Origin of the sequence: Duganella sp. 3397, assembly GCF_031456625.1 — a bacterium.
Classification (GTDB): Bacteria; Pseudomonadota; Gammaproteobacteria; order Burkholderiales; family Burkholderiaceae_D; genus Rugamonas; species Rugamonas phyllosphaerae.
Genome location: NZ_JAVDVB010000007.1, coordinates 124,364 through 151,218 on the forward strand (window position 1 = coordinate 124,364; position 26,855 = coordinate 151,218).

The 26,855-nt window shown below is 63.9% G+C and carries 26 protein-coding genes; 18 read left to right on the plus strand and 8 right to left on the minus strand.

Annotation, left to right across the window (positions count from 1 at the left end):
* The first annotated feature begins 3 nt into the window (after positions 1-3).
* The 9 genes from thiS to J2X54_RS21665 all read left to right on the plus strand — a co-directional run bounded on the left by thiS (position 4) and on the right by J2X54_RS21665 (position 9,735).
* Positions 4-207 (plus strand): sulfur carrier protein ThiS, encoded by a 204-nt coding sequence (thiS, locus tag J2X54_RS21625; protein WP_070249322.1) that lies wholly within the window; start codon positions 4-6, stop codon positions 205-207.
* Between the two features lie 112 nt (positions 208-319).
* Positions 320-1,105 (plus strand): thiazole synthase, encoded by a 786-nt coding sequence (locus J2X54_RS21630; RefSeq protein ID WP_310183869.1) that lies wholly within the window; start codon positions 320-322, stop codon positions 1,103-1,105.
* The gene (locus J2X54_RS21635) at positions 1,102-1,911 is read left to right on the plus strand and encodes a hydroxymethylpyrimidine/phosphomethylpyrimidine kinase (protein WP_310183549.1); all 810 of its coding nucleotides are present in this window, start codon (positions 1,102-1,104) and stop codon (positions 1,909-1,911) included. The genes J2X54_RS21630 and J2X54_RS21635 overlap by 4 nt, the downstream gene beginning before the upstream one ends.
* A 21-nt stretch (positions 1,912-1,932) precedes the next feature.
* On the plus strand, positions 1,933-2,565 hold the full coding sequence (thiE, locus tag J2X54_RS21640; protein WP_310183552.1) for a thiamine phosphate synthase: 633 nt from the start codon (positions 1,933-1,935) through the stop codon (positions 2,563-2,565).
* An 82-nt stretch (positions 2,566-2,647) separates the two neighbouring features.
* Positions 2,648-3,277, plus strand: a complete 630-nt coding sequence (locus tag J2X54_RS21645; protein WP_208600054.1) for an ANTAR domain-containing response regulator — start codon at positions 2,648-2,650, stop codon at positions 3,275-3,277.
* 234 nt (positions 3,278-3,511) lie between these two features.
* Positions 3,512-3,967, plus strand: coding sequence for a response regulator (locus tag J2X54_RS21650; protein ID WP_310183555.1), 456 nt, complete (start codon positions 3,512-3,514; stop codon positions 3,965-3,967).
* A 77-nt stretch (positions 3,968-4,044) separates the two neighbouring features.
* Entirely contained in the window at positions 4,045-5,151 is a 1,107-nt protein-coding gene (locus J2X54_RS21655) for an S-(hydroxymethyl)glutathione dehydrogenase/class III alcohol dehydrogenase (RefSeq protein WP_310183557.1), read from the plus strand.
* Positions 5,152-5,241: 90 nt separating this feature from the next.
* A complete protein-coding gene (locus J2X54_RS21660; RefSeq protein WP_310183559.1) occupies positions 5,242-7,317 on the plus strand; it encodes a M56 family metallopeptidase in 2,076 nt (691 codons plus the stop codon).
* Positions 7,318-7,440: 123 nt separating this feature from the next.
* Entirely contained in the window at positions 7,441-9,735 is a 2,295-nt protein-coding gene (locus J2X54_RS21665; protein ID WP_310183560.1) for a UvrD-helicase domain-containing protein, read from the plus strand.
* 33 nt (positions 9,736-9,768) lie between these two features.
* On the opposite strand, the gene J2X54_RS21670 is transcribed toward J2X54_RS21665, so the two are convergent.
* The 3 genes from J2X54_RS21670 to J2X54_RS21680 form a co-directional block, all read right to left on the minus strand.
* Complete coding sequence (locus tag J2X54_RS21670) at positions 9,769-10,557, minus strand: BPSS1780 family membrane protein (RefSeq protein ID WP_310183562.1); 789 nt, start codon at positions 10,555-10,557, stop codon at positions 9,769-9,771.
* Positions 10,557-11,525, minus strand: a complete 969-nt coding sequence (locus J2X54_RS21675; RefSeq protein ID WP_310183564.1) for a homoserine kinase — start codon at positions 11,523-11,525, stop codon at positions 10,557-10,559. The genes J2X54_RS21670 and J2X54_RS21675 overlap by 1 nt, the downstream gene beginning before the upstream one ends.
* Positions 11,526-11,628: 103 nt before the next feature.
* Positions 11,629-12,042 (minus strand): hypothetical protein, encoded by a 414-nt coding sequence (locus J2X54_RS21680; RefSeq protein ID WP_070249330.1) that lies wholly within the window; start codon positions 12,040-12,042, stop codon positions 11,629-11,631.
* 271 nt (positions 12,043-12,313) lie between these two features.
* Here J2X54_RS21680 and polA point away from each other — a divergent pair, with 271 nt between their 5' ends.
* The 5 genes from polA (at position 12,314) to J2X54_RS25775 (ending at position 17,624) form a co-directional block, all read left to right on the plus strand.
* Complete coding sequence (polA, locus tag J2X54_RS21685) at positions 12,314-15,073, plus strand: DNA polymerase I (RefSeq protein WP_310183567.1); 2,760 nt, start codon at positions 12,314-12,316, stop codon at positions 15,071-15,073.
* Positions 15,074-15,182: 109 nt separating this feature from the next.
* Positions 15,183-16,067, plus strand: a complete 885-nt coding sequence (locus J2X54_RS21690) for a dienelactone hydrolase family protein (RefSeq protein WP_310183569.1) — start codon at positions 15,183-15,185, stop codon at positions 16,065-16,067.
* Between the two features lie 202 nt (positions 16,068-16,269).
* The gene (locus tag J2X54_RS21695; RefSeq protein WP_371851796.1) at positions 16,270-16,971 is read left to right on the plus strand and encodes a ZIP family metal transporter; all 702 of its coding nucleotides are present in this window, start codon (positions 16,270-16,272) and stop codon (positions 16,969-16,971) included.
* Positions 16,972-17,023: 52 nt separating this feature from the next.
* Positions 17,024-17,344: a hypothetical protein gene (locus J2X54_RS21700; RefSeq protein WP_229255388.1), complete on the plus strand. Its 321-nt coding sequence runs from the start codon at positions 17,024-17,026 to the stop codon at positions 17,342-17,344.
* On the plus strand, positions 17,316-17,624 hold the full coding sequence (locus J2X54_RS25775; RefSeq protein ID WP_404990945.1) for a type II toxin-antitoxin system RelE/ParE family toxin: 309 nt from the start codon (positions 17,316-17,318) through the stop codon (positions 17,622-17,624). Before J2X54_RS21700 ends, J2X54_RS25775 begins: the two co-directional genes overlap by 29 nt.
* On the opposite strand, the gene J2X54_RS21705 is transcribed toward J2X54_RS25775, so the two are convergent.
* Genes J2X54_RS21705 through J2X54_RS21715 form a run of 3 tightly spaced genes read right to left on the minus strand, consistent with a single transcriptional unit; the run spans position 17,621 to position 20,532 of the window.
* Complete coding sequence (locus tag J2X54_RS21705) at positions 17,621-18,475, minus strand: sulfurtransferase (protein ID WP_310183572.1); 855 nt, start codon at positions 18,473-18,475, stop codon at positions 17,621-17,623. The genes J2X54_RS25775 and J2X54_RS21705 overlap by 4 nt on opposite strands.
* 16 nt (positions 18,476-18,491) lie before the next feature.
* Complete coding sequence (locus tag J2X54_RS21710; protein ID WP_070249334.1) at positions 18,492-19,415, minus strand: DMT family transporter; 924 nt, start codon at positions 19,413-19,415, stop codon at positions 18,492-18,494.
* Between the two features lie 16 nt (positions 19,416-19,431).
* On the minus strand, positions 19,432-20,532 hold the full coding sequence (locus tag J2X54_RS21715; RefSeq protein ID WP_070249335.1) for an aromatic ring-hydroxylating dioxygenase subunit alpha: 1,101 nt from the start codon (positions 20,530-20,532) through the stop codon (positions 19,432-19,434).
* Positions 20,533-20,866: 334 nt separating this feature from the next.
* On the opposite strand from J2X54_RS21715, the gene J2X54_RS21720 reads away from it, so the two are divergent.
* Genes J2X54_RS21720 through dxs form a run of 3 tightly spaced genes read left to right on the plus strand, consistent with a single transcriptional unit; the run spans position 20,867 to position 23,916 of the window.
* Positions 20,867-21,133 carry an exodeoxyribonuclease VII small subunit gene (locus tag J2X54_RS21720; protein WP_070249336.1) on the plus strand — a complete coding sequence of 89 codons (267 nt, stop codon included), beginning with the start codon at positions 20,867-20,869 and terminating at the stop codon, positions 21,131-21,133.
* Positions 21,130-22,026: a farnesyl diphosphate synthase gene (locus tag J2X54_RS21725; protein ID WP_310183576.1), complete on the plus strand. Its 897-nt coding sequence runs from the start codon at positions 21,130-21,132 to the stop codon at positions 22,024-22,026. Before J2X54_RS21720 ends, J2X54_RS21725 begins: the two co-directional genes overlap by 4 nt.
* Positions 22,027-23,916 (plus strand): 1-deoxy-D-xylulose-5-phosphate synthase, encoded by a 1,890-nt coding sequence (gene dxs / locus J2X54_RS21730; protein WP_070249338.1) that lies wholly within the window; start codon positions 22,027-22,029, stop codon positions 23,914-23,916. It begins immediately after the preceding gene.
* An 87-nt stretch (positions 23,917-24,003) separates the two neighbouring features.
* Here the strand turns inward: dxs and J2X54_RS21735 are convergent, their stop codons facing one another.
* The gene (locus J2X54_RS21735) at positions 24,004-25,254 is read right to left on the minus strand and encodes an SGNH/GDSL hydrolase family protein (RefSeq protein WP_310183579.1); all 1,251 of its coding nucleotides are present in this window, start codon (positions 25,252-25,254) and stop codon (positions 24,004-24,006) included.
* Between the two features lie 106 nt (positions 25,255-25,360).
* Here J2X54_RS21735 and J2X54_RS21740 point away from each other — a divergent pair, with 106 nt between their 5' ends.
* On the plus strand, positions 25,361-26,275 hold the full coding sequence (locus J2X54_RS21740) for a LysR family transcriptional regulator (RefSeq protein ID WP_310183581.1): 915 nt from the start codon (positions 25,361-25,363) through the stop codon (positions 26,273-26,275).
* On the opposite strand, the gene J2X54_RS21745 is transcribed toward J2X54_RS21740, so the two are convergent.
* Positions 26,272-26,826 (minus strand): cob(I)yrinic acid a,c-diamide adenosyltransferase, encoded by a 555-nt coding sequence (locus J2X54_RS21745; RefSeq protein WP_152881952.1) that lies wholly within the window; start codon positions 26,824-26,826, stop codon positions 26,272-26,274. The two genes, J2X54_RS21740 and J2X54_RS21745, sit on opposite strands and share 4 nt — an antisense overlap.
* Between the last annotated feature and the right edge of the window lie 29 nt (positions 26,827-26,855).

The window sequence follows — 26,855 nt, forward strand, 5'->3', positions numbered from 1 at the left end:
TCGATGATCGAGATTGAATTGAACGGCGCGCCGCACGCGGTGCCGGCGCGCCAGACGCTAGATCAGCTGGTCGACGGCTTGTCCCTGAGCGGCCAGGCGCTGGCGCTGGCGGTCAACCGCGCGGTGGTGCCGCGCCAGCAGTGGCCGCAGCGCGAGCTGCAGCCGCAGGACAAAGTGGACATCGTGCGCGCCATCGGCGGCGGCTGATTTTTTTGAACCCCGCACACCATGCCGGGGTCGGACCCCAAGGGGTCCGACCCCATGTGGTTAGGGGTGGAACTGAAAGGACAAGCAAATGAACCAACAAATGAACCAGCAAATGAACCAGCAAGACGCTCTCACCATCGCCGGCAAGACCTACCAATCGCGCCTGCTGGTGGGCAGCGGCAAATACCGGGACCTGCAACAGACCCGCGCAGCGACCGACGCGGCCGGCGCGGAAATCATCACCGTGGCGATTCGCCGCGTCAATATCGGCCAGGACCCGAAGGCGCCCAGCCTGCTCGACGTGCTGCCGCCGTCGCAGTACACGATACTGCCGAACACGGCCGGCTGCTACACGGCCAAGGATGCTGTCTACACGCTGCAAATGGCGCGTGAACTGCTGAACGGCCACAAGCTGGTCAAGCTCGAAGTGCTCGGTGACGAAAAGACGCTGTTCCCGCACATGCCGGAAACCCTGGTCGCTGCCGAAGCGCTGGTCAAGGACGGCTTCGACGTGATGGTCTATTGCAGCGACGATCCGATCCAGGCCAAAATTCTGGAAGACATCGGCTGCGTGGCGGTGATGCCGCTGGCGTCGCTGATCGGCTCGGGCATGGGCATCCTCAACCCGTGGAACTTGTCGCTGATTATCGAGCAGGCCAGGGTGCCGGTGCTGGTCGATGCCGGCGTGGGCACCGCGTCGGATGCGGCGATTGCGATGGAGCTCGGCTGCGATGGCGTGCTGATGAATACGGCGATTGCCGGCGCGCGCGACCCGGTGCGCATGGCGCGCGCCATGAAGCTCGGCGTGCAGGCCGGGCGCGAAGCATTCCTGGCCGGGCGCATCGCGCGCAAGTTCGCGGCCTCGCCGTCGTCGCCGATGGCGGGCCGGCTGGCATGAGCGCCGGCGTCACCGTCGGCATGACTGCGGCCGCAACGCCGCTGCAGCGCCCGTGCGTGCTGGTGTTCGCCGGGCTCGATCCGTCCGGTGGCGCCGGCCTGGTGGCCGATGCGCAGGCGGTGGCGGCGCAGGGTGCGCACGCGCTCACCGTGTGCACCGCGCTCACGGTGCAGGACAACGACCGCGTCTATACGGTCGAACCGGTGGATGCCGACCTGGTGCTGCGCCAGGCGCAGGCGCTCACCGCCAAGATGGCGATCAGTGCAGTGAAGATCGGCATCCCCGGCAGCGCCGCCAACGCGCTGGCGATTGCCGAGGTGATAAGTGAATTGCGCCGCACGCAACCGCACCTGCCGGTGGTGCTCGATCCGGTACTCGCCAGCGGCCACGGCGACGTGCTCACTGCGGGCGATGCGGTGGCCGCATTGGCGCCGCTGCTACCGCTAACGACGGTGCTCACGCCCAACGGCCCGGAAGCGTATCGGCTGACCCGGGTGGACGATGGCGCCACCCAGGCTGCCATCCTGGGCGCGCAGGGCTGCCGCAACGTGCTGGTCACCGGTGGTCACGACGATGGCGCGTGCCTGCTCAACCGCTGTTACGGCGAAGTGGATCACCATTGGCAGTGGCCGCGCCTGCCGGGCCAGTTTCATGGCAGCGGCTGCACCCTGGCCGCCGCCATTGCCGGCCAACTGGCGCTGGGGCTGCCGGTGATCACAGCGCTTGAACAGGCCCAGCATTATTGCTTTATCGCGCTGCGCGACGCTTACGCGGTGGCCGCCGGCCAGCGCATGCCGCTGCGCTAAACCATGAAAGGAATCACCGCAATGCAAGGACTCTACCTGGTCACCCCCAACTGGGACGACACCGACCGCCTGCTGGCCATCACCGAACAGGCGCTGCAAGCCGGCAGTGACAACATCGCACTTGTGCAATACCGCCACAAGGACGCGGGGCCCGCGCAACGACTGGAGCAGGCCACCGCGCTGCTGGCGCTGTGCCGCCGGTATGGGGTGCCGTTCATCGTCAACGACTTCGTTGACCTGTGCCAGCAGATCGATGCCGACGGCGTGCACGTGGGCGGCACCGATGCCGGCGTGGCTGCCGTGCGGTCGCAACTGGGACCGGACAAGATCGTCGGTGCGTCGTGCTACGGCGACCTGGCGCTGGCCGTGGCGGCGCAGGATGATGGCGCCAGCTACGTGGCGTTCGGCGGCTTTTACCCGTCGCTGGTCAAGCAATACGATTTCGTCACTGCGCCGGCACTGCTGGACCAGGCCCGCGCCGTGATCCGCGTGCCGACCGTTGTGATAGGCGGCATGACGCCGGAAAATGCGGCGCCGCTGGCCGCGCGCGGCGCCGACATGGTGGCCGCGATCACCAGTGTCTATCAAGCTGAAAGCGTGGCGCAGGCGGTGCATGCGTTTGCAGCGTTGTTTTTCGAGCGTACGGCGCAGTAGTTCTTCGCAGTAAAACCTTGAATACAGGAAGCTTTTCGGCCTTATAATGAGATCGTTAGCAATAGCCCAAGGTTGCCGCCACATGCCCCATTCCCTGCCCCCGAAGCGTCCCATCCTGATCGTCGATGACGACCCGTTATTGCTCGATTTCCTGGGCGAAGTGCTCGGCCATGCCGGTTACGACATCCTCAAGGCCTCGTCGGCAGAGCAGGCGCTGCAACTGATCGCCCAGCGCGAGCCCGACATGGCGCTGCTCGACATCCACATGCCGGGCATGACCGGCCTGGAACTGGCCAAGCAACTGCACGCCACCAGTTCGGTGCCGTTCATGTTCCTGTCCGGTCGCGGCGACGCCGACGCCGGCAAGCAGGCCGCGTCGTACGGCGCGGTCGGTTTCCTGGTCAAGCCGGTGGACGAGAAGCAGCTGATGCCGGCGTTTGCTGCCGGCCTGGCACGTGCCGACGAGATCCGCCAGCTGCGCCGCACCGAGTTGAATCTGAACGCGGCGCTGGCAGCCGGCCGCGAAACCAGCCTGGCCGTGGGCCTGCTGATGTGCAAATTCCAGACCGACCGCAACACTGCGTTCGAGGTGCTGCGCGACCATGCACGGTCCAACCGGCGCAAGGTCAACGAGGTGGCCGACCAGTTGCTGGCGGCCGAAGAAACCCTCAATGGCTTGCATGCTGCATTCAGCCAGCGGTTAAAAAAGTAAGAAAAACAAGCAGGAATGCCGTCGAGTTGCTTGCTCTGTGGCATTTTTGTTGTACACTGTTAACTGTCGACGGCGAACAATACCGTTGCACGATGCAGCAGGCCGCGTGATCGCGCTCCGCCTGCCGCCGTCCGGGCTGCCTTTTCCCTGCGCCCGTCCCCCAGTTTTCGGCCCAACTCCGCCGATCGTTCCTGTCAGTCCTGCTGACGGCTGTGATTTTTTGCGGAGACCGCCATGCCTTTCGATACTACCAGCACGACCCCACGTTCATCCCTCGACCACGACCACAGCACCGCCATCGGCTTTTCGATTTATGTGACCGCGCCGCGCGTGCTGCACATCGACAGCGACGCCGACACCGCGCTGGTGCTCACTGCGCTGCTGGTGCCGGAAACCCGCGTCACCCACGTTGGCAGCATGGCTGCCGCCCAGGAATTGCTGCTGCGCGAACAGTTTGCGCTGGTGGTGATCGACCCCGAACTGCGCGACGGCGACGCCAGCCTGCTGCTCGACAACCTGCACCACTTGCAGCCGGACGCCCGCGTGCTGGTGTACTCGGCGCGCCATCCCGAGGCCAACATTCCCGGCGGCGCCTTCCTGCCCAAGCCGTGGACCTCGCCGCGCCAGCTGTGGCGCACGGTGTCCGATTTGCTGGAGCTGGGTAGCACGATGCCGGTCGAACCGCAGTAAGGCTGAGGCACGGAAAACCACAGATTGGTCCTGGCTTGTTATCATGGCGCATTCAGATAACCGCCAGAGGACCAACAATGAAAACCAAAGCAGCCGTAGCATGGAGCGCGGGCCAGCCGTTGACGATCGAGGAAGTGGACCTGCAAGGCCCGCGCGCCGGCGAGGTGCTGATCGAACTCAAGGCCACCGGCATCTGCCATACCGACTACTACACGCTGTCCGGCGCCGACCCGGAAGGCATCTTCCCGGCGATTCTCGGCCATGAAGGCGCGGGCATCGTGGTCGATGTCGGCCCCGGCGTGACCACCCTGAAAAAAGACGACCACGTCATCCCGTTGTATACCCCGGAATGCCGCCAGTGCAAATTCTGCCTGTCGCGCAAGACCAACCTGTGCCAGGCGATCCGCTCGACCCAGGGCCGCGGCCTGATGCCGGACGCGACCAGCCGCTTCTCGCTCGACGGCAAGCCGTTGTTCCACTACATGGGCACGTCCACGTTCTCGAATTACATCGTGGTGCCGGAAATCGCCCTGGCGAAAATCCGCGAAGACGCGCCGTTCGACAAGGTTTGCTACATCGGTTGCGGCGTGACCACCGGCGTGGGCGCCGTGGTGTTCTCGGCCAAGGTGGAAGCGGGCGCCAACGTGGTGGTGTTCGGCCTGGGCGGCATCGGCCTGAACGTGATCCAGGCCGCCAAGATGGTGGGCGCCGACAAGATCATCGGGGTCGACATCAACCCGGCCCGCCAGGACATGGCGCGCAAGTTCGGCATGACCCATTTCATCAACCCGAAAGACACGCCGAACGTGGTCGATCACATCGTTCAACTGACCGACGGCGGCGCCGATTACAGCTTCGAGTGCGTGGGCAACACGCAACTGATGCGCGAAGCGCTCGAGTGCACCCATAAAGGTTGGGGTCAATCGTTCATCATCGGCGTGGCGGCGGCGGGCCAGGAAATTTCCACCCGTCCGTTCCAGCTGGTGACGGGGCGCGAGTGGAAGGGTTCCGCCTTCGGCGGCGCCCGTGGCCGCACCGACGTGCCGAAGATCGTCGACTGGTACATGGACGGCAAACTCAATATCGACGACCTGATCACGCACCGCCTGCCGCTCGAGCGCATCAACGAAGGTTTTGATTTGATGAAGTCGGGAGAGTCGATCCGCTCCGTGGTACTTTATTAATCTTTGCTCCCCCGGTGGATGTAGAAAAAAAGTTCTAGACTTCGTGATCTAGATAATTTATTCTACATTCCATCACAAGGGGAGTGCGGCATGGACGTATTGCAAACTCTGGTGCCTGCCGTCGGCTGGGCGCTGTTGCATTTTATCTGGCAGGGCCTGCTGATCGGCTGGGCCGTGGCGTTGGCCATGCACGTGCTGCGCCGCGCCCGGCCGCACACCCGCTACGCGGTGGCCTGCGCCGGCTTGCTGCTGTGCGCGGCATTGCCGGTCGCCAGCGTCATCACCCGGTTGCACGCCGCTGACAGCGGTGTTTCCTCCGGCGCCAGCCTTGGCGCGGTCTCCCTGATTCCTTCCTTTATTTCCGGCGCCGATGCCGGTATTGTTTCAGCGCCTCTGCTGGATCAGCCCGTGCTGGTCGGCTGGGAAGCCGTGTTGCGTGGCCAGTTGCCGTGGGTGGTCGGGCTGTGGCTGGCCGGCGCCGCGCTGATGTCGCTGCGCCTGGCCATCGGCCTCCAGTGGGTGGCCGAGCGCACCCGCAGCGACCGCTACACCGTCAACCATTACTGGCAGCGCCGCCTCTCGACGCTGGCGCGCCGCGCCGGCCTCGACCTGCACGTGCGGCTCGGCGTGGCCGAAGGCCTCGACAGTCCGATCACGGCCGGCTGCTGGCGGCCCATCGTGCTGGTACCGGCGTCGCTGATCACCGGCATGCCGCCAGAGTTGCTCGAAGCGCTGCTGGCGCACGAGCTGGCGCACATCAAGCGCCGCGATTACCTGGTCAACCTCATTCAAAGCGCGGTGGAAATCGTGCTGTTCTATCACCCAAGTGTTTGGGCCTTGTCGCGCCGCATCCGCCTAGAGCGGGAACAAATCGCCGATGACCTTGCAGTGTCCCTGCTCGGTCAACCGCAGATGCTGGCAAAGGCCTTGTCCGAGCTGGATCAATTCCAGTTCGATACCGTACAACTTGCCCACGCGGCGCATGGAGGAAATCTTATGTCTCGTATTAAACGCTTGCTGCGTCCCGATGTCGAACCGGTCAGCTGGAAAATGGTGGTGCCGCTGCTGGGCCTGTGCGCGGCCAGCGCCGTGTTCTATGTGCAGGCCGCGCCCAAGCCAGCGGCCGCGCCACAGGCAGTTGGCGCGGTGGCGCTGGCTGCGTCGGCCATGGCCGCTGTGGCGGATGCCGCCACCGATCTGCCTGATGCACCTGAAGCTGTCGCCGCTGCGCCAGCTGCTCCGGCTGCTCCGGCAGCACCAGCCGCACCAGCCGCTCCGATGACTGCGGTTGCAGCGGCGGCAGCGCCAGCAGCACCGATGACTGCCGTTGCCGCACCGGCAGCACCGGCAGCGCCGGCTGCCCCGATGGCTGGCGACGCCATGCATTCCCGTATCAACATCGATGGCGTGACCATCCTCAAGGGCAAGCGCGACAGCGCGTATGCGCTGGTGCCGCTCGACCGCAGCCGCATGACGATCATGGGCAACACCGACGACATGCTCAAGGTGGCCGACCTGCGCAAGACCATCAAGGGCGAATTCATCTGGTTCGCCGAACGCGACAAGAGCTACGTGATCGAAGACCCCGCGCTGGTTGCGCAAGCGTTTGCCGCCTGGGCGCCGGTGCAGAAAATCGACGCGCAAATGAAGGCGCAGGGCGACAAGATGGAGGCCCAGGGCAAGCTCATGGAAGCGGCAGCCGAGAAAATGCGCGTCAACCTGGAAGCCAACGGCGCACTGCGCGACGTCGAACAGCGCGGCCGCGAGATCGGCCGCGTTGCCGCCCGCCATGAAACTATCGCGCGCCGCCTCGAGCAGGTGGCGCTGGAGAGCGCCGCCCTGCCTGCCTCGGACACCGACAAGCGCGCCGTGCTCGACGCGCGCCGCACCCAGTTGCAGGCGCAGTTGGCGCCACTCACGCGCGAGATGGACGCCCAGCAACTCGGCATCGCGGCGCAGTCGGCCAAGGCAGGGCAGGACATGGGACAGGCGCTGGGCCGCCGCATGGCCGAACTGAGCAAGCCGATGGGCGAGATGGGCCGCACAATGGGCGACCTGGGCCGGCAGCGCGCGCGAGCCCAGCGCCAGGCCGAGCAAGCTACGCAAGCGCTATTCCAGCAGGCGCTCGGCAGCGGCAAGGCGGTGGCCGCCACGCCGTCGGCCTGATCGCAGCGTCGCACGGAAGAGCGGTGACCCGCAGCCAACGCGGTCGTCCGCTGGCGCAAATGGCAACCATTCCGGCCGCCTTGGCTGGCGGTGGTTCGCGATGCATCCCGGTATAATCACGGGATGCAAAATCTTCTCCATAACCTGAACGACGAACAACTGGCCGCCGTCACCCTGCCGGCCCAGAGCGCCCTGATCCTGGCCGGCGCCGGCTCCGGCAAAACCCGCGTGCTGACCACCCGCATTGCCTGGCTGATCCAGACCGGGCAAGTGTCGCCGTCGGGCATCCTGGCTGTTACCTTTACCAACAAGGCGGCCAAGGAGATGATGACGCGCTTGTCGGCGATGATGCCGATTAATACGCGTGGCATGTGGATCGGCACTTTCCACGGCCTGTGCAACCGGCTGCTGCGCACGCACTACCGCGACGCCGCGCTGCCGCAGACGTTCCAGATTCTCGACTCGCAAGACCAGCTGTCCGCCATCAAGCGCCTGCTCAAGGCCAACAATGTCGATGACGAAAAGTTCCCGCCGAAAGAGGTGATGTACTTCATCAACGGCGCCAAGGACCAGGGCCTGCGCGCCGACAAGATCGAGCCGTACAACGCCGACGAGCGCAAGAAGGTCGAGCTCTACCAAATGTACGACGACCAGTGCCAGCGCGAAGGCGTGGTGGACTTTGCCGAACTGCTGCTGCGCACCTATGAGCTGCTGAGCCGCAACCAGCCGCTGCGCCAGCACTACCAGCAGCGCTTCCAGCATATCCTGGTCGACGAGTTCCAGGATACCAATGACTTGCAGTACAAGTGGCTCAAGCTGCTGGCCGGCCACGGCGAAGGTGGCGGCGGCGCCCTGTTTGCAGTCGGCGACGACGACCAGAGCATTTACGCGTTCCGCGGCGCCAACGTGGGCAATATGATCGCGTTCGAGCGCGAGTTCCACGTCAAGAACCTGATCAAGCTCGAGCAGAACTACCGCTCGCATGGCCACATCCTCGATGCCGCCAACGTGCTCATCGCCAACAACAGCAAGCGCCTGGGCAAGAACCTGCGCACCGACGCCGGCCACGGCGAGCAGGTGCGCGTGTACGAAGCCACGTCCGACCTCGGCGAAGCGCAGTGGATCATCGAGGAAACCAAGAACCTGATCGCCGATGGCGCCTCGCGCAGCGAGATCGCCGTGCTGTACCGGTCCAATGCGCAGTCGCGCGTGATCGAGCATGCCTTGTTCTCGGCCGGCATTCCATACCATGTGTACGGCGGCCTGCGCTACTTCCAGCGCGCCGAGGTCAAGCACCTGATTTCGTATTTGCAGCTGATGGACAATCCGCACAACGATTCGGCCTTCATGCGCGTCGTTAATTTCCCCACGCGCGGCATCGGCGCCCGTACCATCGAGAACTTGCAGGGTGCCTCAGCCCAGTACGGCGTGTCGCTGTACGCAGCGGTGCCGTACATGACCGGCAAGGGCGGCACGTCGCTGGCCGGCTTTGTGAAACTGATCGAAAGCGCGCGCTTCGAGAGCCAGCAGATGGCGTTACCCGAACTGGTGCGCCTGGTCCTGGAAGCGAGCGGCCTGCTCACCCACTACCAGACCGAAAAAGAAGGCGCCGACCGCATCGAAAACCTGGAGCAAATGGTCAGCGCCGCCACCCAGTTCGTGGCGGAAGAGGGCTACGGCCACGGCGCCCCGGCGCACCTGGGCCCGCAGTCGCAGGCGCAGGCAGGTGCGGCCATCGTCAACCAGGATGGCGTCGAGATATTGGATGCCGACGCGCCGCTGGCCACCGTGATGTCGCCGTTGTCGGCGTTCCTGTCGCACGCGTCGCTCGAAGCCGGCGACAACCAGGCCACGGCCGGCCAGCAGGCGGTGCAGATGATGACGGTGCACTCGGCCAAGGGGCTCGAATTTAACAACGTCTTCATCACCGGGCTGGAAGAGGGCCTGTTCCCGCACGAGAGCAGCTCGCGCGAGGAGGGCGGCGTGGAAGAAGAACGGCGCCTGATGTACGTGGCCATCACGCGTGCGCGCCAGCGCCTGTACCTGTGCTTTGCGCAAACGCGCATGTTGCACGGCCAGACGCGCTACAACATGAAGTCGCGCTTTTTCGACGAGTTGCCGGAGGATGCGCTGAAGTGGCTGTCGGCCAAGGCGCAGCCGCACTGGTTTGCCAACAAGAAAACCGCGTGGGACGAAGCGCCCCTGCTCGGCTCGGACAATGCGATCGCCCAGAAGATGCAGCAAAAGTCGTCGGGCTGGCGCATCGGCGAGTCGGTCGAACACGCCAAGTTCGGCGAGGGCGTGATCGTCAACATCGAAGGCAGCGGCGCCAATGCGCGTGCGCAGATCAATTTCGGCAGCGCCGGGATGAAGGTGCTGGACCTGAGTATTGCCAAGCTCGAACGGTTGGCGCGATGATGTAAAAAGGGGCGCAGTCTGCGCCCCTTTCTTTTAAGCCATCGGATCCGGGGTATCGTGCTTTTCCAGATCGACCGGCGTCGCTGCTTGCGGCTGGCGGAATATCTCGCGGTAGGCCACGTACAAGGTGCAGTGCGCCAGCACGATCAACAACAGCAGCAGCGTGAAAATTCCCGCCATGGCCATCTGCGATGCGCCGAACACCAGTCCCACGATGTTTGAGCTGACGAAATACAGCACGTGCAGCGCCGCCGTGGCGATGAATATCGGCTTGAACGCCCGCACCACCGATACCACGCTGAAGAACAGCGCCTTGCCCACCGTGATCTTTTGCCAGAATACCAGCGGCGCGGCAAAGCAGGTCAGGATCCAGGTGATGGTGTACATGGCCGAGGCGATCAGCATCGGCACGAACATCGTTTGCAGCAGCGCCGGATCGACTTTTTCAGGACGCTCGGCGATGCGGGCCAGCACGTCGCCCGACATGCTGTAAACCAGGACGGCGGCTAACAGCAGTATCACCAGGTTCAGTGCGCCCAGCGTGAGCAGCGGCCCGCGTGCCGGTTTGCGAAAGCCACTGAACAACAAGTTGGGCAGCGCGCGCTTGCCTTCGTCCACCTGCCGGCAGCCTTCGAGCATGGCCACCGAAAATAGCGGGGTGAGCAGGAACACTGCCAGTTGTCCGACCGGGATGACCATGATGAACATCGACAGGAACATGCAGCAGAAGAACAGCGCCATCAGGCCGCCAGGTTGCTTGCGGAACAGCAGCAGGCCCTGTTTAACCCAGTGCAAGCCGGTGCGGGCGGTGTAAGTAGTCATCAAAAAAGCTTCGGCGCCAGCGTGGCGATTCGTTCGCGCAAGATGCGCTCAAAGTGGGTGGGATCGTGTGGCGTGAGCATTTCTGCTTCGCGCGGCTGGTAGTAATCATACAGGCGCGAGAGCCAGAACCGCAGCGCGCCTGCGCGCAGCATCGGTTGCCAGGCGGTTTGCTCGGGGTCGGTGAACGGCCGTACGCCGTGATAAGCGTCGAGCAGGGCGCGCACGCGCGCCACGTCGAGCACGCCGGTGGCCAGGTCGATACACCAGTCATTGACGGTGACCGCCACGTCGAACAGCCAGGTATCGCAGCCGGCGAAGTAAAAGTCGAAGAAGCCGGTCAGGCGCTCGCCGTCGAACATCACGTTGTTGCGGAACAGGTCGGCATGCACGGGACCGGTCTGCAACTGCTTGTACGTGTCGCAGCCGGCAAATGCTTCCTGGAAATGCATCTCGGCCCGCAACAGGTGGGCGTTGCTGTCGGACAGGTGCGGCAACACCTTGGGCGTGGTGGCATTCCACCAGTCCAGGCCGCGCAGGTTCGGCTGTTGCAGCGGGTAGTCGCGGCCAGCCAGGTGCATGCGCGCCAGCATGGCGCCCACTTCGGCGCAATGCACCGGTTGCGGCGCCATTTGCGAGCTGCCTTCGAGCTTGGTGACGATGGCGGCCGGCTTGCCGTGCAGGGCGACGATCAGTTCGCCTTGATTGTTGGCAATCGGCGCCGGCACCAGGACCTGGCGGTCGGCCAGGTGGCGCATCAGTTGCAGGTAGAACGGCAGCTGTTCGAACGACAGGTTTTCGAAGATAGTGAGTACATACTGTTGTACCTGTGCACCTTGTTCGATGTCGAGGAAGAAATTGCTGTTTTCAATACCTGAAGCAATGCCTTTCAGGGCGATTGGCTTGCCTAGGGGGAATTGCGTGATCCACTGCTGGACGTCGTCCAGGGTGACCGGAGTAAATACTGCCATGAGAAGCTTGATCGGTTCGGTGAACGGGCGCACCGCTGCGGGGCGTGCGCGCCGGAATCCTGGGCCGCGTTGCGAAACACGGCCCCAGGGACATATCAGGTACTTACTTGACGGCTGGCGCCGCTGGCGGTGGTGGCGCGGCAGCATCGTCCGCGCTGTCGTCTTCGACCGGTTTCTTCTTGGGGCCGCCAAATTCGAGCACATTCCATTGGGCGCCGCGCAGGGTGGGGCCCGGGCCTTCGCCTACCGCTGGCGCACCGGCCGGGTGGGCCGGGCGCACGGTGTAGGTACTGCCACCGGCAGTGACGGTGGTGTTGATCAGGTTGCCGTTGTTGTCGCGGTTGTCCTTGATCTGGGTGCCCGCCGGGGCCTGGTTGGACCGGACGTTGACGCCATCATCGGTGACTTCCTCCAGCTTTTCCATCTTGGGCGGCTTGTCGCTGGGCGGGGTTTGCGCCACGGCGTGGGCGCCGATGGCGAGGAGCAGAACAGGCAGGAGGGAGGATATGCGCTTCATGATGGATCGCCTTGGGTAGTCTGACCGGGTGGGGAATGCGTGATAATTTTAAGTATGATCCATTGTAACAAACGTGCACGATTACCTGCTCTAAAAAGCCCATTTCCACCCCCTCAGTAAGGTTTCCTTAAGAAATGATTTCACATCCGTAAAGTCCGTGCGGCGGTCGAGGCGCTGCCTAAAACCTGCGATAATGCGCCATTCACTCTGCGCTCGCTGCTGCTGTTATTGCTGCAACGACCTGCACGCCCCTCACATAGATCAGTTTCTTATGCAAAATACCCTGCTGTTAGTCGACGGTTCCAGTTACCTTTATCGCGCGTTCCATGCGCTGCCCGACCTGCGCAGCCCGGACGGCTATCCCACCGGCGCCATGCACGGCATGGTCAATATGTTGCGCCGCCTGCGCGCCGACTACCCGGCAGCCTATATCGCCTGCGTGTTCGATGCCAAAGGTAAAACCTTCCGCGACGACATGTATCCCGAATACAAGGCCACCCGTGCGCCGATGCCGGACGACCTGCGCCTGCAGATCGAACCGATCCACGAGGCGGTCAAGGCCATGGGCTGGCCGATCCTGATGGTCGATGGCGTGGAAGCGGACGACGTGATCGGCACGCTGTGCGTGGACGCGGTCAAGGCCGGCATGAAAGTGGTGGTGTCCACCGGCGACAAGGACCTGGCGCAACTGGTCAACCCGAACGTCATGCTGATCAACACCATGAACAACGAGAAGATGGACGAGGCCGGCGTGCTGGCCAAGTTCGGCGTGCCGCCGGACCGCATCATCGACTACCTGACCCTGATTGGCGACACGGTCGACAACGTGCCGGGCGTGTCCAAGTGCGGCCCGAAGACTGCGCTGAAATGGCTTACCGCCTACGACACGCTCGACGGCGTGATGAGCAATGCCGACAAGATCGGCGGCGCGGTTGGCGAAAACCTGCGCACCGCGCTGGCCTGGCTGCCGCGCAGCCGCGAGCTGATCACGGTGAAAACCGACTGCGACCTGGCCGAACACATGATGTCGATCACCGAATCGCTGGTGGCGCGCCCGGAAGAGGGCGCCACGCTGGTGACGTTCTTCACCAAGTACGGCTTCAAGACCCTGCTGCGCGACCTCAGCGCGGTCACCCCGGCTGCATCGGTCACTGCGGCCAAGTCGGTGCCGGCCGGCGGCGCGGTCTCGGCCACGCAGGACATGTTCGGCGAAGCGCCCAAGGTCAACGTCAACTACGAGATGGTGCTGACCGACGCCCAGCTCGACAAGTGGATTGCGCTGATTGACGCGGCGCCATTGACGGCGGTCGATACCGAAACCACGTCGCTCGAACCGATGACCGCGCAACTGGTGGGCATTTCACTGTCCACCGAGCCGGGCGTGGCCTGCTACATCCCGGTCGCGCACGCTTATGCCGGCGTGCCCGAGCAACTGTCGCGCGAGCACGTGCTGGAGAAACTGAAACCCTGGCTGGAAGACGACAGCAAGCTCAAGGTGGGCCAGAATCTCAAGTACGACAGCCACATCTTCGCCAACCACGGCGTAACGCTGCGCGGCATACACCACGACACCCTGCTGCAATCGTACGTATTCGAATCGCACCGCACCCACGGCATGGACGACCTGGCGCTGCGCCACCTGAACCACACCACGATTCCGTTCGTTGACGTGTGCGGCAAGGGCGTCAACATGATCACCTTCGACAAGGTGGAACTGCAACGCGCCACCGATTACGCGGCCGAAGACGCCGACATCACCCTGCGCCTGCACGGCGTGATGCAGGCTGAAGTGGAAGGCGACGAGAAGCTCAACTACATCTACCGCCAGATCGAACTGCCGACCGCCGTGGTGCTGCAAAAGATCGAGCGCAACGGCGTGCATATCGACGCCGCGCTGCTCGACATCCAGTCGGCCGAACTCGGCGCGCGCATCGTCGAACTCGAAGCGCAGGCGCACGAGCTGGCCGGCCAGCCATTCAACCTCGGTTCGCCCAAGCAGATCGGCGAAATCTTCTTCCAGAAGCTGCAATTGCCGGTGGTGAAAAAGACCCCGAGCGGTGCGCCATCGACCGACGAGGAAGTGCTGCAAAAGCTGGCCGAGGACTACCCGCTGCCGAAAGTGCTGCTCGAGTACCGCAGCCTGTCCAAGCTCAAGTCCACCTACACCGACAAGCTGCCCAAGATGATCAACCAGGACACTGGCCGCGTGCACACCAACTACGCGCAGGCGGTGGCGGTGACGGGCCGGCTGGCCTCGAACGACCCGAACCTGCAAAACATTCCGGTGCGTACCAAGGAAGGGCGCCGCATCCGCGAAGCGTTCATCGCGCCGCCGGGCAGCCAGCTGGTGTCGGCCGACTATTCGCAGATCGAGCTGCGCATCATGGCCCATATCTCGGGTGACGAAGCGATGCTGCGTGCCTTTGCCGAAGGCGAAGATATCCACCGCGCCACCGCTGCCGAAATCTTCGGCGTGACGCCGGCAGAAGTGACCAGCGAGCAGCGCCGCTATGCCAAGGTGATCAACTTTGGCCTGATCTACGGCATGAGCGCGTTCGGCCTGGCCGCCAACCTCAACATCGAGCGCGCCGCCGCACAAAACTATATCGACCGCTACTTCGCGCGCTTCTCGGGCGTCAAGCAGTACATGGACGACACCCGCCTGCAGGCCAAAGCGCGCGGCTACGTGGAAACCGTGTTCGGCCGCCGCCTGTGGCTGCCCGAAATCAACTCCCCGAACGGCCCGCGCCGCCAGGGCGCCGAACGCGCCGCGATCAACGCGCCGATGCAGGGCACGGCTGCCGACCTGATCAAGCTGGCGATGGTGGCGGTGCAGAACTGGCTCGAGGCAGACAAGCTGCAAACCCGCATGATCATGCAAGTGCACGACGAACTGGTGCTGGAAGTGCCGGATGCCGAACTGGACCTGGTCAAGCGCAAGCTGCCGGAACTGATGGCCGGCGTGGCGCAATTGAAAGTGCCGCTGCTGGCCGAGGTAGGCGTGGGCAAGAACTGGGAAGAGGCGCACTAAACAGCATCGTCGGCGCCCGCTCCGTCATCCTCGCGTACGCGGGGATGACGACTCTACAGATAGCGCATTTTCAAATGATTTTCAGGTGTTTCACTAATGGAGAAAACGCATGGATGACTTGCAACGCGACGCAGAGAGTTTGTTGACCAAAACCCCGTTATCCGACGGCCTCGACCGGCGTGACTTCATCAAGGTTGCGCTCGGTACGGGCTTTGCCGTGGCCGCCATGCCGGTGGTTGCGCAAAACGTCATCAAGACCGATACCGCCGGACTCACCGCCGGCACCATCATGCTCGACGTGGCCGGCCAGGCGGTGCCGGTCTATCGTGCGCAACCGGAAGGCAAGACCAACCTGCCGGTGGTGCTGGTGATTTCCGAAATCTTTGGCGTGCACGAACACATTGCCGACGTGGCGCGCCGTTTTGCCAAGCTCGGCTACCTGGCGCTGGCGCCCGACCTGTTCGTGCGCCAGGGCGACCCGCAAAAAGCCGCCTCGATTGCCGAGTTGCAGCGCGACATCATCTCCAGGACCCCGGACGCGCAGGTAATGACCGACCTCGACGCGCTGGTGGCCTGGGCCAAGGCCAATAACGGCAACCCCGACAAGATCGCCATCACCGGTTTTTGCTGGGGTGGCCGCGTGACCTGGCTGTACGCGGCCCACAATCCGGCCATCAAGGCGGGCGTGGCGTGGTACGGCCGCCTGGTGGGCACCACCAGCGTCAACACGCCCAGGCATCCGGTCGATATCGCGCCATCTCTGACCGTGCCGGTGCTGGGCCTGTACGGCCTGAAGGATACCGGCATCCCGCAGGAATCGATCGAAGCGATGAAGGCTGCGCTGGCCAAGGGACCGAACAAGTCCACCTTCGTGGTCTATCCGAATTCAGGCCACGCGTTTAACGCCGACTACCGTCCGAGTTACGTGGAAGCGGATGCCAAGGACGGCTGGGGCCGCACGCTGGCGTGGTTCAAGCAAAATGGCGTCGCGTAAAGCCTGACTAAAGAGGGACCGATGGGCCATGAAGGCTGTTTTTAGCCAAAAATGAGCAGAAATGCGTGCCGGGCGGTAAAATAACGCCCCGGCCCCCTCTGTGGATGGGCCAGGCACAAGAGGCTATACCATCGATCCCGTTCTCATTTCCATCATCCTGGCGACCACGCTCGCCGGCGTCGTCAGCATATCGGCCGCTGCCGTGTTCTCGTTTACGCTGCTGTCGAAGGTGGTCGAGCGCATGGTCAGCCTGTCGGTCGGCCTGATGCTGGCCACCTCGCTGTTGCACGCCTTGCCGGAAGCGTTCGATTCCACCGCCAGTCCACGCAGCCTGTTCGCGACCCTGCTGGGCGGTCTGCTGGCATTCTTCGTGCTGGAAAAACTGGCCATCATGCGCCATTCACACCACCACGAGCACGACGGTCACCACCACCACCACGGCCACGACAAGTCCGAAGCAGGCAAGGCCGGCTGGATGATCCTGGTCGGCGACGGCATGCACAATTTTACCGACGGCATCCTGATTGCTGCGGCCTTCCTGGCCGACCCGCAACTGGGCCTGGTGACGGGCCTGGCCATCATCGCCCACGAAATCCCGCAGGAAATCGGCGACTTCATCGTGCTGCTCAACGCCGGCTTTTCACGCACCCGCGCCTACGTGTACAACCTGCTGTGCAGCCTGCTGTCGATCGCCGGCGGCCTGCTCGGCTACTACTTCCTCGACCGCGCCAGCAGCCTGATCCCGTACGTGCTGGTGTTTGCCTCATCCGGCTTCATCTACATCGCGGTGAGTGACCTGATGCCCCAGATGCAACGCCGCGCCACGCTGCGCGAATCGGTGCCGCAAGTGCTGTTGATCGCCACCGGCGTGGCCATCGTGGTGTTCTTCACCGGCCACCGCTAGCCATAAAGCCCAGCTTGCTTGCAGTCTGGGGCGGGAAGGGTAAGATGGCGGAATGGACTTCCCCTCTCTACAACAGGCAGCGGCGCTGGCAATGATGAACATCCAACAGAGAAAGCAGGCAGATGCACTGGCAGCCCTAACGGCTGCGGATCGCGAACGACTTCTACGTCTGGCCCAATTGGAGAACACAACGCCCGAGCAGCTCTGGCCGGACGTTTGGTTATACGGGTTCGATGATGTAGAAGAAGGAATTCGTGCCGATCTCCAGGCGGACAAGGAAATCGCTGAAGGAAAAACAATTCCCAATGAAGATGTGATGGCGGGTCTGCAGCGGATGTTTGATCATGTCGAACCCAAGCGGTACGTCGGCTAAATGGACGATCCGTTGGTCTTCGCCGGCAGAGGCTGCGATGAGAAAAACACTCGATCACATTTTTCTGCAAGACCCATTCGCTGCTGCAATGGTGAAAAAGCGGCTAACGGCGGCCTTGGATGTCATATCTCTGCAGCCAAACATTGGAACGCCTGCCCGAACTAAATCCACCCGCCGCTTCCCGATCCCCAAGACGGGGCATGTCATCGAATATCGGTTTGCAGGGAACCAAGTTGTCATTACCCGGTGGGCAAGGCACGCGCAAGTTCGCAAGCTTTAACCAGCCCCGGTCGCCACTGGCCGCGCCGCATCGGCACACCACTCGCTCCAAGAGCCCGGATACAGCGCCGCACCGGGCAAGCCCGCCACTTCCAGCGCCAGCAGGTTATGGCAGGCGGTCACCCCGGAGCCACATTGCATGATGGCCTGCGGCGCGCTGGCAAACAGCGGCGTCCATTCCGCTTTTAATTGCGCTGCATCCTTGAAGCGGCCGTCCGCCGCCAGGTTATCCTTGAAGAAGCGGTTGCGCGCGCCGGGAATGTGGCCGCCTACCGGGTCGACGATTTCGTTCTCGCCGCGATAGCGGTCGGCCGCGCGGGCATCGACCACGGTCCTGGTCTGGGTCGCCAGGTTGGTCACCATCTCGTTCACCGACACCGCCTGGGTCAGGCTTGGCCGTTCCGTGATCGTACCGCGCGCGCTTGGCGCCACCGGCAACACCAGGGGTTCGCCAGCTGCCTGCCAGGCCGCCAGGCCGCCATCGAGCACGGCCACGGCCGGGTGGCCGATCCAGCGCAGCAGCCACCACAGGCGCGCGGCGTACATGCCGCCGTGGGCGTCGTAGCCGACCACTTGCGTGTCGTCGCTGATGCCCCAGCTGCGCAGCGTCTCGATCAGGGCGGCGCGCTCGGGCAGCGGGTGGCGGCCACGGAAAATACCGTCCGGGCCGGTCTTGGCGCCCGAGAGGTCGTTATCGATACTGGCAAACCGGGCGTTCTTGATGTGGCCGGCGGCGAAGGCTTTGCTGCCGGCGTCCGGGTTCAGCAGGTCGTGGCGGCAGTCGAGGATGACCCACTGGCTGTCGGTGACATGGGCGGCCAGGTCGGTGGCGCTGATCAAGGTGGTGTACATGGGAAAACTCCGTTTACTACACTTCGCTGGAAATCGGGTCGGCCTTGTCGATGGCCTTGCCGCGCTCTGTATTGCGGGTATTGTAGAACGTTGCGGCCACGCCGGAGGCCAGAATGATGATGATGCCGGTCCAGCTCATCCAGCTGAATACGTCGCCGAAGACCAGCACGCCCCAGATACTGGAAAACACGATGCCCGTGTATTGCAGGTTGGCCACCACCAGCGTTTGGCCCAGGCGGTAGGCGCGGGTCATGGCCACCTGCGCGCTGGTGGCGCAGATGCCGATCCCGAGCAGCAGCAAGCCGCCGTGCCAGCTGTTGATCGGGTGCCAGGTGACCGGCTGGTCGCCGCTGAGCAGGATATTGCCGAGCAGGCCGGCGACGATATTGGTGACGGCAAAATAGAACACCACGCGGCTTTCCGGCTCGCCGGCCAGGCCCAGTTTGCGCACCTGCATATAGGCCATGGCCGTGAGCAGGCTGGAGAACAGGGCCACCAGGGCAGGGGTGAGCTGGTTGGCGTGGAAGGCCGGCTGCAGCAGCAGGATCACGCCCACAAAGCTCATCATCACGGCCAGCATCAAAGGCCACTTGATGTCCCCCTTGGCGTGCCACCAGCCGAGCGCGAACAGCCACACGGCAATCCAGATCGGCGACAGGTAATTGAGGGTCATGGCCGTGGCCAGCGGCAGTTCGCCGATCGAGTAGTACCACAGCCACAAGGACACCACGCCGATGATGCAACGCCACAGGTGGGCCAGCGGCATGGTGGTGCGGAAACTGCCGCCCTGCGACTTGATGATGATGGCCAGCACGATCACGCCGACCACCCCGCGGTACATCACGATCTCGGAGGTGGAGAATTCTTCGGAAGCCAGCTTGACGCACACCCCCATGACGGCGAACATAAAGCTAGCGAACAACATCCAAAGCGATTGCATCCAGTTTCCTTAACGTTTAAATATCTATTTTAGATCGGTACCATTCGTGGAAGTGCTGCATGCCATCTTCCATCGGCGACTGATAGGGGCCGGCGTCGGTCTCGCCACGGTCGCGCAGGACCTTGCGGCCGGCGTCCATGCGCAGGGCGATCTCGTCGTCTTCCGACACGGTTTCCATGTACGCGGCGTGTTCGGCCTCGATGAACTCGCGCTCGAACAGCACGATTTCTTCTGGATAATAGAACTCGACCACGTTGCGGGTACGCTGCGGGCCATCGGGCCACAAGGTGGACACCACCAGCACGTGCGGGTACCACTCGACCATGATGTTCGGATACAGCGTGAGCCAGATCGCGCCATATGGCGGCGCTTCGCCGCCGCGGAATCTGAGCACCTGCTCCTGCCAGCGCTTGTAGACTTCCGAGCCGGACTTGAGCAGGCCCTTGTTCACGCCCACCGTCTGCACGCTGTAGTCCTGGCCGAATTCCCAGCGCAGGTCGTCACAGCTGACAAAGCCGCCCAGGCCCGGGTGGAATGGCTCGACGTGGTAATCCTCCAGGTAGACTTCGATAAAAGTCTTCCAGTTGTAGTCGCACGTCTGCACTTCCACGCGGTCGAACATATAGCCGGAAAAATCGAGATCCCTGGTCACCGACAGGTTCTTGAGTTTTTCCATGACGTTGTAGCCGTTCTGCTCGAACTGCAGGCCGTTCCAGCTTTGCAGCGTCGTCTTGGGCAGGTTCAGGCATGGCGTTTCGGCGAAATGCGGCGCGCCGATCAGCTCACCCTTGAGGTCGTACGTCCAGCGGTGCAGCGGGCAGACGATGTTGTTGGCGTTGCCGCGGCCATTGAACATCAGCGCCTGCCGATGGCGGCAGACGTTGGACAGCAACTCGAGCCCATTGGCGTTGCGCACCAGCATGCGGCCTTCGTTTTCGGCAGCAAGCGTGGCAAAGTCGCCGACCTCGGGCACCATCAGTTCGTGGCCGACGTAACGCGGGCCACCCTGGAATAATTGCTGCTTTTCGCGCTGCAACAGCGCTTCGTCAAAATAGACGTCAACCGGAAGTTGCGCGTTAGAACGCGCCAGCTTGGCGTGGGTACCCAGATCGGACATCCAAACCCCCCTTAATTAAAATACATCAAACCAAGAAGAGACAGAATCCGCAAATTCCTGAATTCAAGTAAGTTGAAAATAGTATTTCGGACAGAACCGGCAATTATACCGTCTTTCGGCGCGCAAGGGCAGGGTGCGTACCGTTCCGAAATGTAAGGAATTGCAGGAAATGCATGGTCTTATCGTATTCGCCGGCGATTGCGATAAAATCCTTTCTCCGCCCCGGTGCGGTCCGTATTGTTCCACCGGAGTGGGTGGTTTGTTCTAAAATAACGGGCTACACTGCCTGGCAAGCTTTTTTGCCATGAAAACCGAGTGACCATGCTGAACAATAATGTCTAAGAAACTATCTGCCGAAGCTGCAACGACCGCCGCCGCCGCCAACGTCTCGTTTGAAGAAGCGATGGCAGAGCTGGCACAACTGGTTGCGCAAATGGAAGCCGGCCAGCTGCCGCTCGAAGCGTCGGTGGCCGCCTACGCGCGCGGCTCCGAGCTGGTCAAGCTGTGCGCGGCCCAGCTCGAAAAAGTGGAGTCGCAGGTCAAGGTGCTCGAGGGCGACATGCTCAAGCCATTCGAACAAACCGCCGAGGCCGAACAATGACCGCCGCTTTTGACGACTGGATGAAAACCGTGCAGGCCGGATCGGAAAACGATTTATCGGCTTTCCTGCCGGCTGCCACCGCCACTCCCGCCAAGCTGCACGAAGCCATGCGCTACGCGCTGCTCGGTGGTGGCAAGCGCGTGCGCCCGCTGCTGGCTTATGCCGCCGGCGCGCTGTTCGACGCCGATGCCGCCATCGTGGCGCGCGTGGCAGCAGCGGTGGAAATGATCCACGCCTATTCGCTGGTGCACGACGACATGCCCTGCATGGACGACGACGCCCTGCGCCGTGGCAAGCCCACCGTGCACATCGCCTACGACGAAGCGACCGCGCTCCTGGTCGGCGACGCGCTGCAATCGCAGGCCTTCGTGGTGCTGGCCGAGGCCGACATCAACATTATTCCACCGGCAAGGCTGGCGGCCATGTTCAAGGTGCTGGCGCACGCATCCGGTTCGGCCGGCATGTGCGGCGGCCAGGCCATTGACCTGGACAGCGTGGGCTTGAGCCTGAGCCTGGCGCAGCTGGAGCAGATGCACCAGCTCAAAACCGGCGCCTTGCTGCGCGCGGCCGTGGTGCTCGGTGCGCTGGCCGGCAAGGACTTGAATGCGGCCGAGATGGCTGCGCTCGATAAATATTCGCGCGCCATCGGCCTGGCGTTCCAGGTCGTCGATGACGTGCTCGACGCCACTGCCGATTCGGCCACGCTGGGCAAGACCGCCGGCAAGGACGCGGCCGACAACAAGCCGACCTATGTGTCGATTTTGGGGCTGGAGCCATCGCGCGCGCTGGCAGAAACATTGCGGCTCGAAGCGCACGCAGCGCTCGCGCCGTTCGGAGACAAGGCTCTGCGGTTACGCGAAATCGCGGATTTGATCGTGCAGCGGAAGGCATAAATGAACTTGCTAGAAAAAATAGATTCACCGGCCGACGTACGCGCACTGCCGTACCACCAACTGACGCCGCTGGCGCACGAGCTGCGTGCCTACCTGCTCGACTCGGTTTCCAAGACGGGCGGCCATCTGTCGTCCAACCTGGGCACGGTCGAACTGACGGTGGCGCTGCACTACGTGTTCAACACGCCGGAAGACCGCATCGTGTGGGACGTGGGCCACCAGACCTATTCGCACAAGATCCTCACCGGCCGCCGCAATCGCATGCACACGCTGCGCCAGCTCGATGGCATCTCCGGCTTCCCCAAGCGCGACGAGAGCGAGTACGACACCTTCGGCACCGCTCACTCGTCGACGTCGATCTCGGCGGCGCTGGGCATGGCGCAGGCGGCCAAGATCAAGGGCGAGAGCCGCCACGCCATCGCCGTGATCGGCGACGGTTCGATGACCGCCGGCATGGCCTTCGAAGCGCTCAACAACGCCGGTGTGCAGGACGATATCAACCTGCTGGTGATCCTCAACGATAACGACATGTCGATTTCGCCGCCGGTGGGCGCGCTCAATCGCTACCTGGCGCGCCTGATGTCGGGGCAGTTCTACGCGGCCGCCAAGAATGTCGGCAAGTCGGTGCTGCCCGGCCCGGTGCTGGAACTGGCCAAGCGCCTGGAAGAGCACGCCAAGGGAATGGTGGTGCCTGCCACCATGTTCGAGGAATTCGGTTTCAACTACATCGGCCCGATCGACGGCCACGATCTCGATTCGCTGATTCCCACGCTGCAAAACATCAAGCAGCTCAAGGGTCCGCAATTCCTGCACGTGGTGACCAAGAAGGGCCAGGGCTACAAGCTGGCCGAGGCCGAGCCGGTCCTGTACCATGGCACCGGCAAGTTCAACCCGGCCGAGGGCATCAAGCCGGCCACTGCGCCGGCCAAGATGACGTACACCGAAGTGTTCGGCAACTGGCTGTGCGACATGGCCGCGTTCGACAACAAGCTGGTCGGCATCACGCCCGCCATGCGTGAAGGTTCGGGCATGGTGCGTTTTGAGCAGGAATACCCGGACCGTTACTTCGACGTGGGCATCGCCGAGCAGCACGCGGTCACCTTCGGCGCCGGCCTGGCCTGCGAAGGCATGAAGCCGGTCGTGGCGATCTACTCGACCTTCCTGCAGCGCGGCTACGACCAGCTGGTGCACGACGTGGCGCTGCAAAACCTCGACGTCACCTTCGCGCTCGACCGCGCCGGCCTGGTCGGCGCCGACGGCGCCACCCACGCCGGCAACTACGACCTGGCCTATTTGCGCTGCATCCCGAACATGGTGATCATGGCCGCATCGGACGAAAACGAATGCCGGCAAATGCTCACCACCGGCTACCGCTATCCGGGCCCGGCCGCCATCCGCTACCCGCGCGGCGCCGGCATCGGCGCGGCGATGCAGCAGGAGCTGACCACCATCCCGATGGGCAAGGGCGAGATCAAGCGCCAGGGCGCCAGCATCGCGATCCTGGCTTTCGGTTCGATGGTGGCGCCGTCGGTCACTGCCGGCGCGTCGCTGGGCGCCACGGTCGCCAACATGCGCTTCGTCAAACCGCTGGACGTGGAACTGGTGAAACAACTAGCCGCCAGCCACGACTACCTGGTGACGGTGGAAGAGGGCGCCATCATGGGCGGCGCCGGCGCTGCGGTGGCCGAAGCGCTGGCTGCCGAGGGCATCGTCAAGCCGCTGTTGATGATCGGCCTGCCCGACAAGTTCATCGACCATGGCGATCCGGTCAAGCTGCTCTCGAGCGTAGGCCTGGATGCCGCCGGCATCACCGCGTCGATCAAGCAGCGGTTCGGCAATGCGGGCAACGCCGGTGGCGACGAGCCACGGCTGGTGGTCAACAACGGCTGAGTTACCTGGCAATCAGTACACAGTGGGGTCTGATCCGAACCGGGTCAGGCCCCTTTGTTTTTGGTGTGCGGGTTCAGGTTCCAGCCCTCAACGGCCATCGGTCTTGCCGAGCGTTGCCGCCACCGTCGCCGCAATCGCCTCGTAACCGGCATCGCCCGGGTGCAGGTGGTCGCCGCTGTCATAGCGCGCCAGCAGGCGCGTGCGGTGTTGCGGATCGCGCAGCGCTGCATCGATGTCGGCCACGGCGTCGAATTCTCCGCTTTCACTGATCCAGCGATTGACTGCGCGCCGCACGCCGTCCTTGGCCGGCGTGTAGTAGCCGGCGAACGGCGTACCCTGCAGCGCGCCTTCGAATGGTGGCAGCGTGGCGCCGACGATGCGCACCTTGTGCAGGCGCGCTTGCGCGATCAGCTGGCGGTAGGCGGCAATCATGCGCGGCGCCGTCATCGGCGGTTCTTGCAGCGCAAAGGCGCTGCCGGGCCAGCCAATATCGTTGATCCCCAGCAGCACTACCACGGTCGTCACGCCCGGCCGGTCGAGCACGTCGGGTCCGAAGCGGGCGGCGGCGTTGACGCCCATCCTGTCGCCCAGCAGCCGCGCGCCGGAGATGCCGGCATTGACCACCGCGATGCCCTGTTGCGCCATGGTGGCCGCCAGCACGTCAGGCCAGCGCCGGTCCTGGTCGGGAGTGGAGCCATTGCCGTCAGTGATGGAGTCGCCCAGGGCGACGATGACGTCACGCCTGGTGTCCGACTCCACCAGGATGCCGGCTAGCAGTGCACGGCCATGCAGCGCCTGCGGCTGGCGCGGCCTTGCTGCGGTCGTATCGCCTGCTTCGATCGAGCCGGTCTGCTGCGCGCCCCAGTGGAAGGTGGTGAGCGGCGTGGCTTGCGGCAGGTAGACGCTCACCTCGAGTTTGTCGAGCGGCGCCACCGGCAGTTCCACCGGGTCGCTGACCAGTGGTGCGCCCGGCGCGATGATTGCTGCCGTCTGGCCGCCGAAGGTGAGCGCGATGGCGGCAGCAGGAGCAGCGCGCGTTACCCGAGCCAGCCGCGCCGCACCAATGGGCACCGGCTGCGTGCCGTAGCGGTTCGACAGCACGATCCTGACCCGTTTGCCGCCTATGCTCAGGCGCGCGGTTTCGCGCACGGTTTGCTGCGCCAGCACCGCCGGCACGCCGGTAGGTAGCGGGAAGTCCGCGTCCCAGGTCGCGTGGGGGCTGGCGTACCAGCTCGCGGTCCAGGTGCTGGTGGAAGGTGGCGGGGCAGCCAGTGCTGCAAGAGGGGTGGCCAATGCGCCGGCCAGGGTAGCCAGCAATGCGATCGTGCGTCTTGTCATGATGTGCTCCATAGATCGTGAAGCCACAACGGTAGGTTATTCACATATCGATGTGAAGACGGCGAATTCGACTATACTTAATTCAAAAATGGAATGAGGGCATTGCATGGACACCATCCGCTTGCTGCGCTGCTTCGTGCGCGCCGTGGAACTGGGCAGCCTGTCGGCCGTGGCGCGCGAGGAGGGCACCACGCAGCCCACCGTGAGCAAGCTGATGGCGGCGCTCGAGCGCGAACTGGGCGTACGCCTGCTCGAGCGCAGCACCACCAGCCTGCGCCCCACGCCGCAAGGCAGCCAGTTTTACCAGCGCGCGCTGGGCATGCTGGCGCAGTACCACGAAGCGGTGGCCGAGGCGCGAGGCCAGACCGAAACCCCGACAGGCCTCGTCCGCATCAACGCGCCGGCCGCGTTCGGCCAATTTCGGCTGAACGCCCTGCTGGCGGACTTCATGGCCGTGCATCCGCAGGTGGAGATCGAACTGATACTGGACGACCGCTTGGTGGACCTGGTGCGCGACGGCGTGGACATCGCCGTGCGCCAGGGGACCGGCCTGCCGCCCGATGCAGTGGCGCGCGCGGCGGGCGTTTCGCCGCGCCACCTGGTGGCCGCGCCGTCATACCTGGAGCGGCGCGGCAGGCCGCAGCAGCCGCAGGACCTGGCCACGCACGACTACATCCGCTTCGCCTGGCTGGCCGATGGCGACGCGCTCACGTTGTATCGGGAACAGCAGGCGGTGTCGGTGGTCACGCACGGCCGGTTCCGCGTCAACCACGCACTGGCGATCCGCGACAGCCTGGTCGCCGGTGGCGGCATCGGCATGTGCCCCCTGTGGCTGGTGCAGGACCTGCTCGACACCGGCGCGCTGGTGCGGGTGCTGGCGCCCTGGGAAGGCGCACCGCAACCGCTGCACCTGCTGTCGCCCACGCGCCGGTATCAGCCGGTGCGGGCGCGGTTGCTGCTGGATTTCCTGGTAGCGCGGATTGCAGCGTTGCCTGGTTTCGGATTGAAGGGCGAGACTTAGCCGCGCTTGCGTTCATGTTGCCACAGCACGTCGCTGCCGCCCGCGTAGCGGTTGAGCACGCGCGACAGCACGAACAGCAGGTCCGACAGCCGGTTGACGTACTGGCGCGGGTGCTCGTGGATGGTTTCGGTTTTGCCCAGGGTGACGATGGCGCGTTCGGCGCGGCGGCAGACGGTGCGGCAGACGTGGGCTTGCGACGCGGCGCGCGAGCCGGCCGGCAGGATGAATTCGGTGAGCGCGGGCAGGGTGGCGTTGTACTTGGCCAGCAGCGTGTCGAGCCGCTCCACGTGCGCTTCGGTGATCATCTGGTAGCCGGGGATGCACAATTCGCCGCCCAGGTCGAACAGGTCGTGCTGGATCGTCACCAGCTCATCGCGCAGGTCGGCGGGCATGTCTTCGCACAGCAGCAGGCCGAGATGCGAATTGAGTTCGTCGACTTCGCCGATGCTGTGGATGCGCACGCTGTCCTTGTCGGTGCGGCTGCCGTCGCCGAGGCCGGTGGTGCCGCCGTCGCCGGTGCGGGTAGCGATTTTCGAGAGTCGGTTGCCCATGGTTGTTCCGGTTGATGGTAAGAGTCACG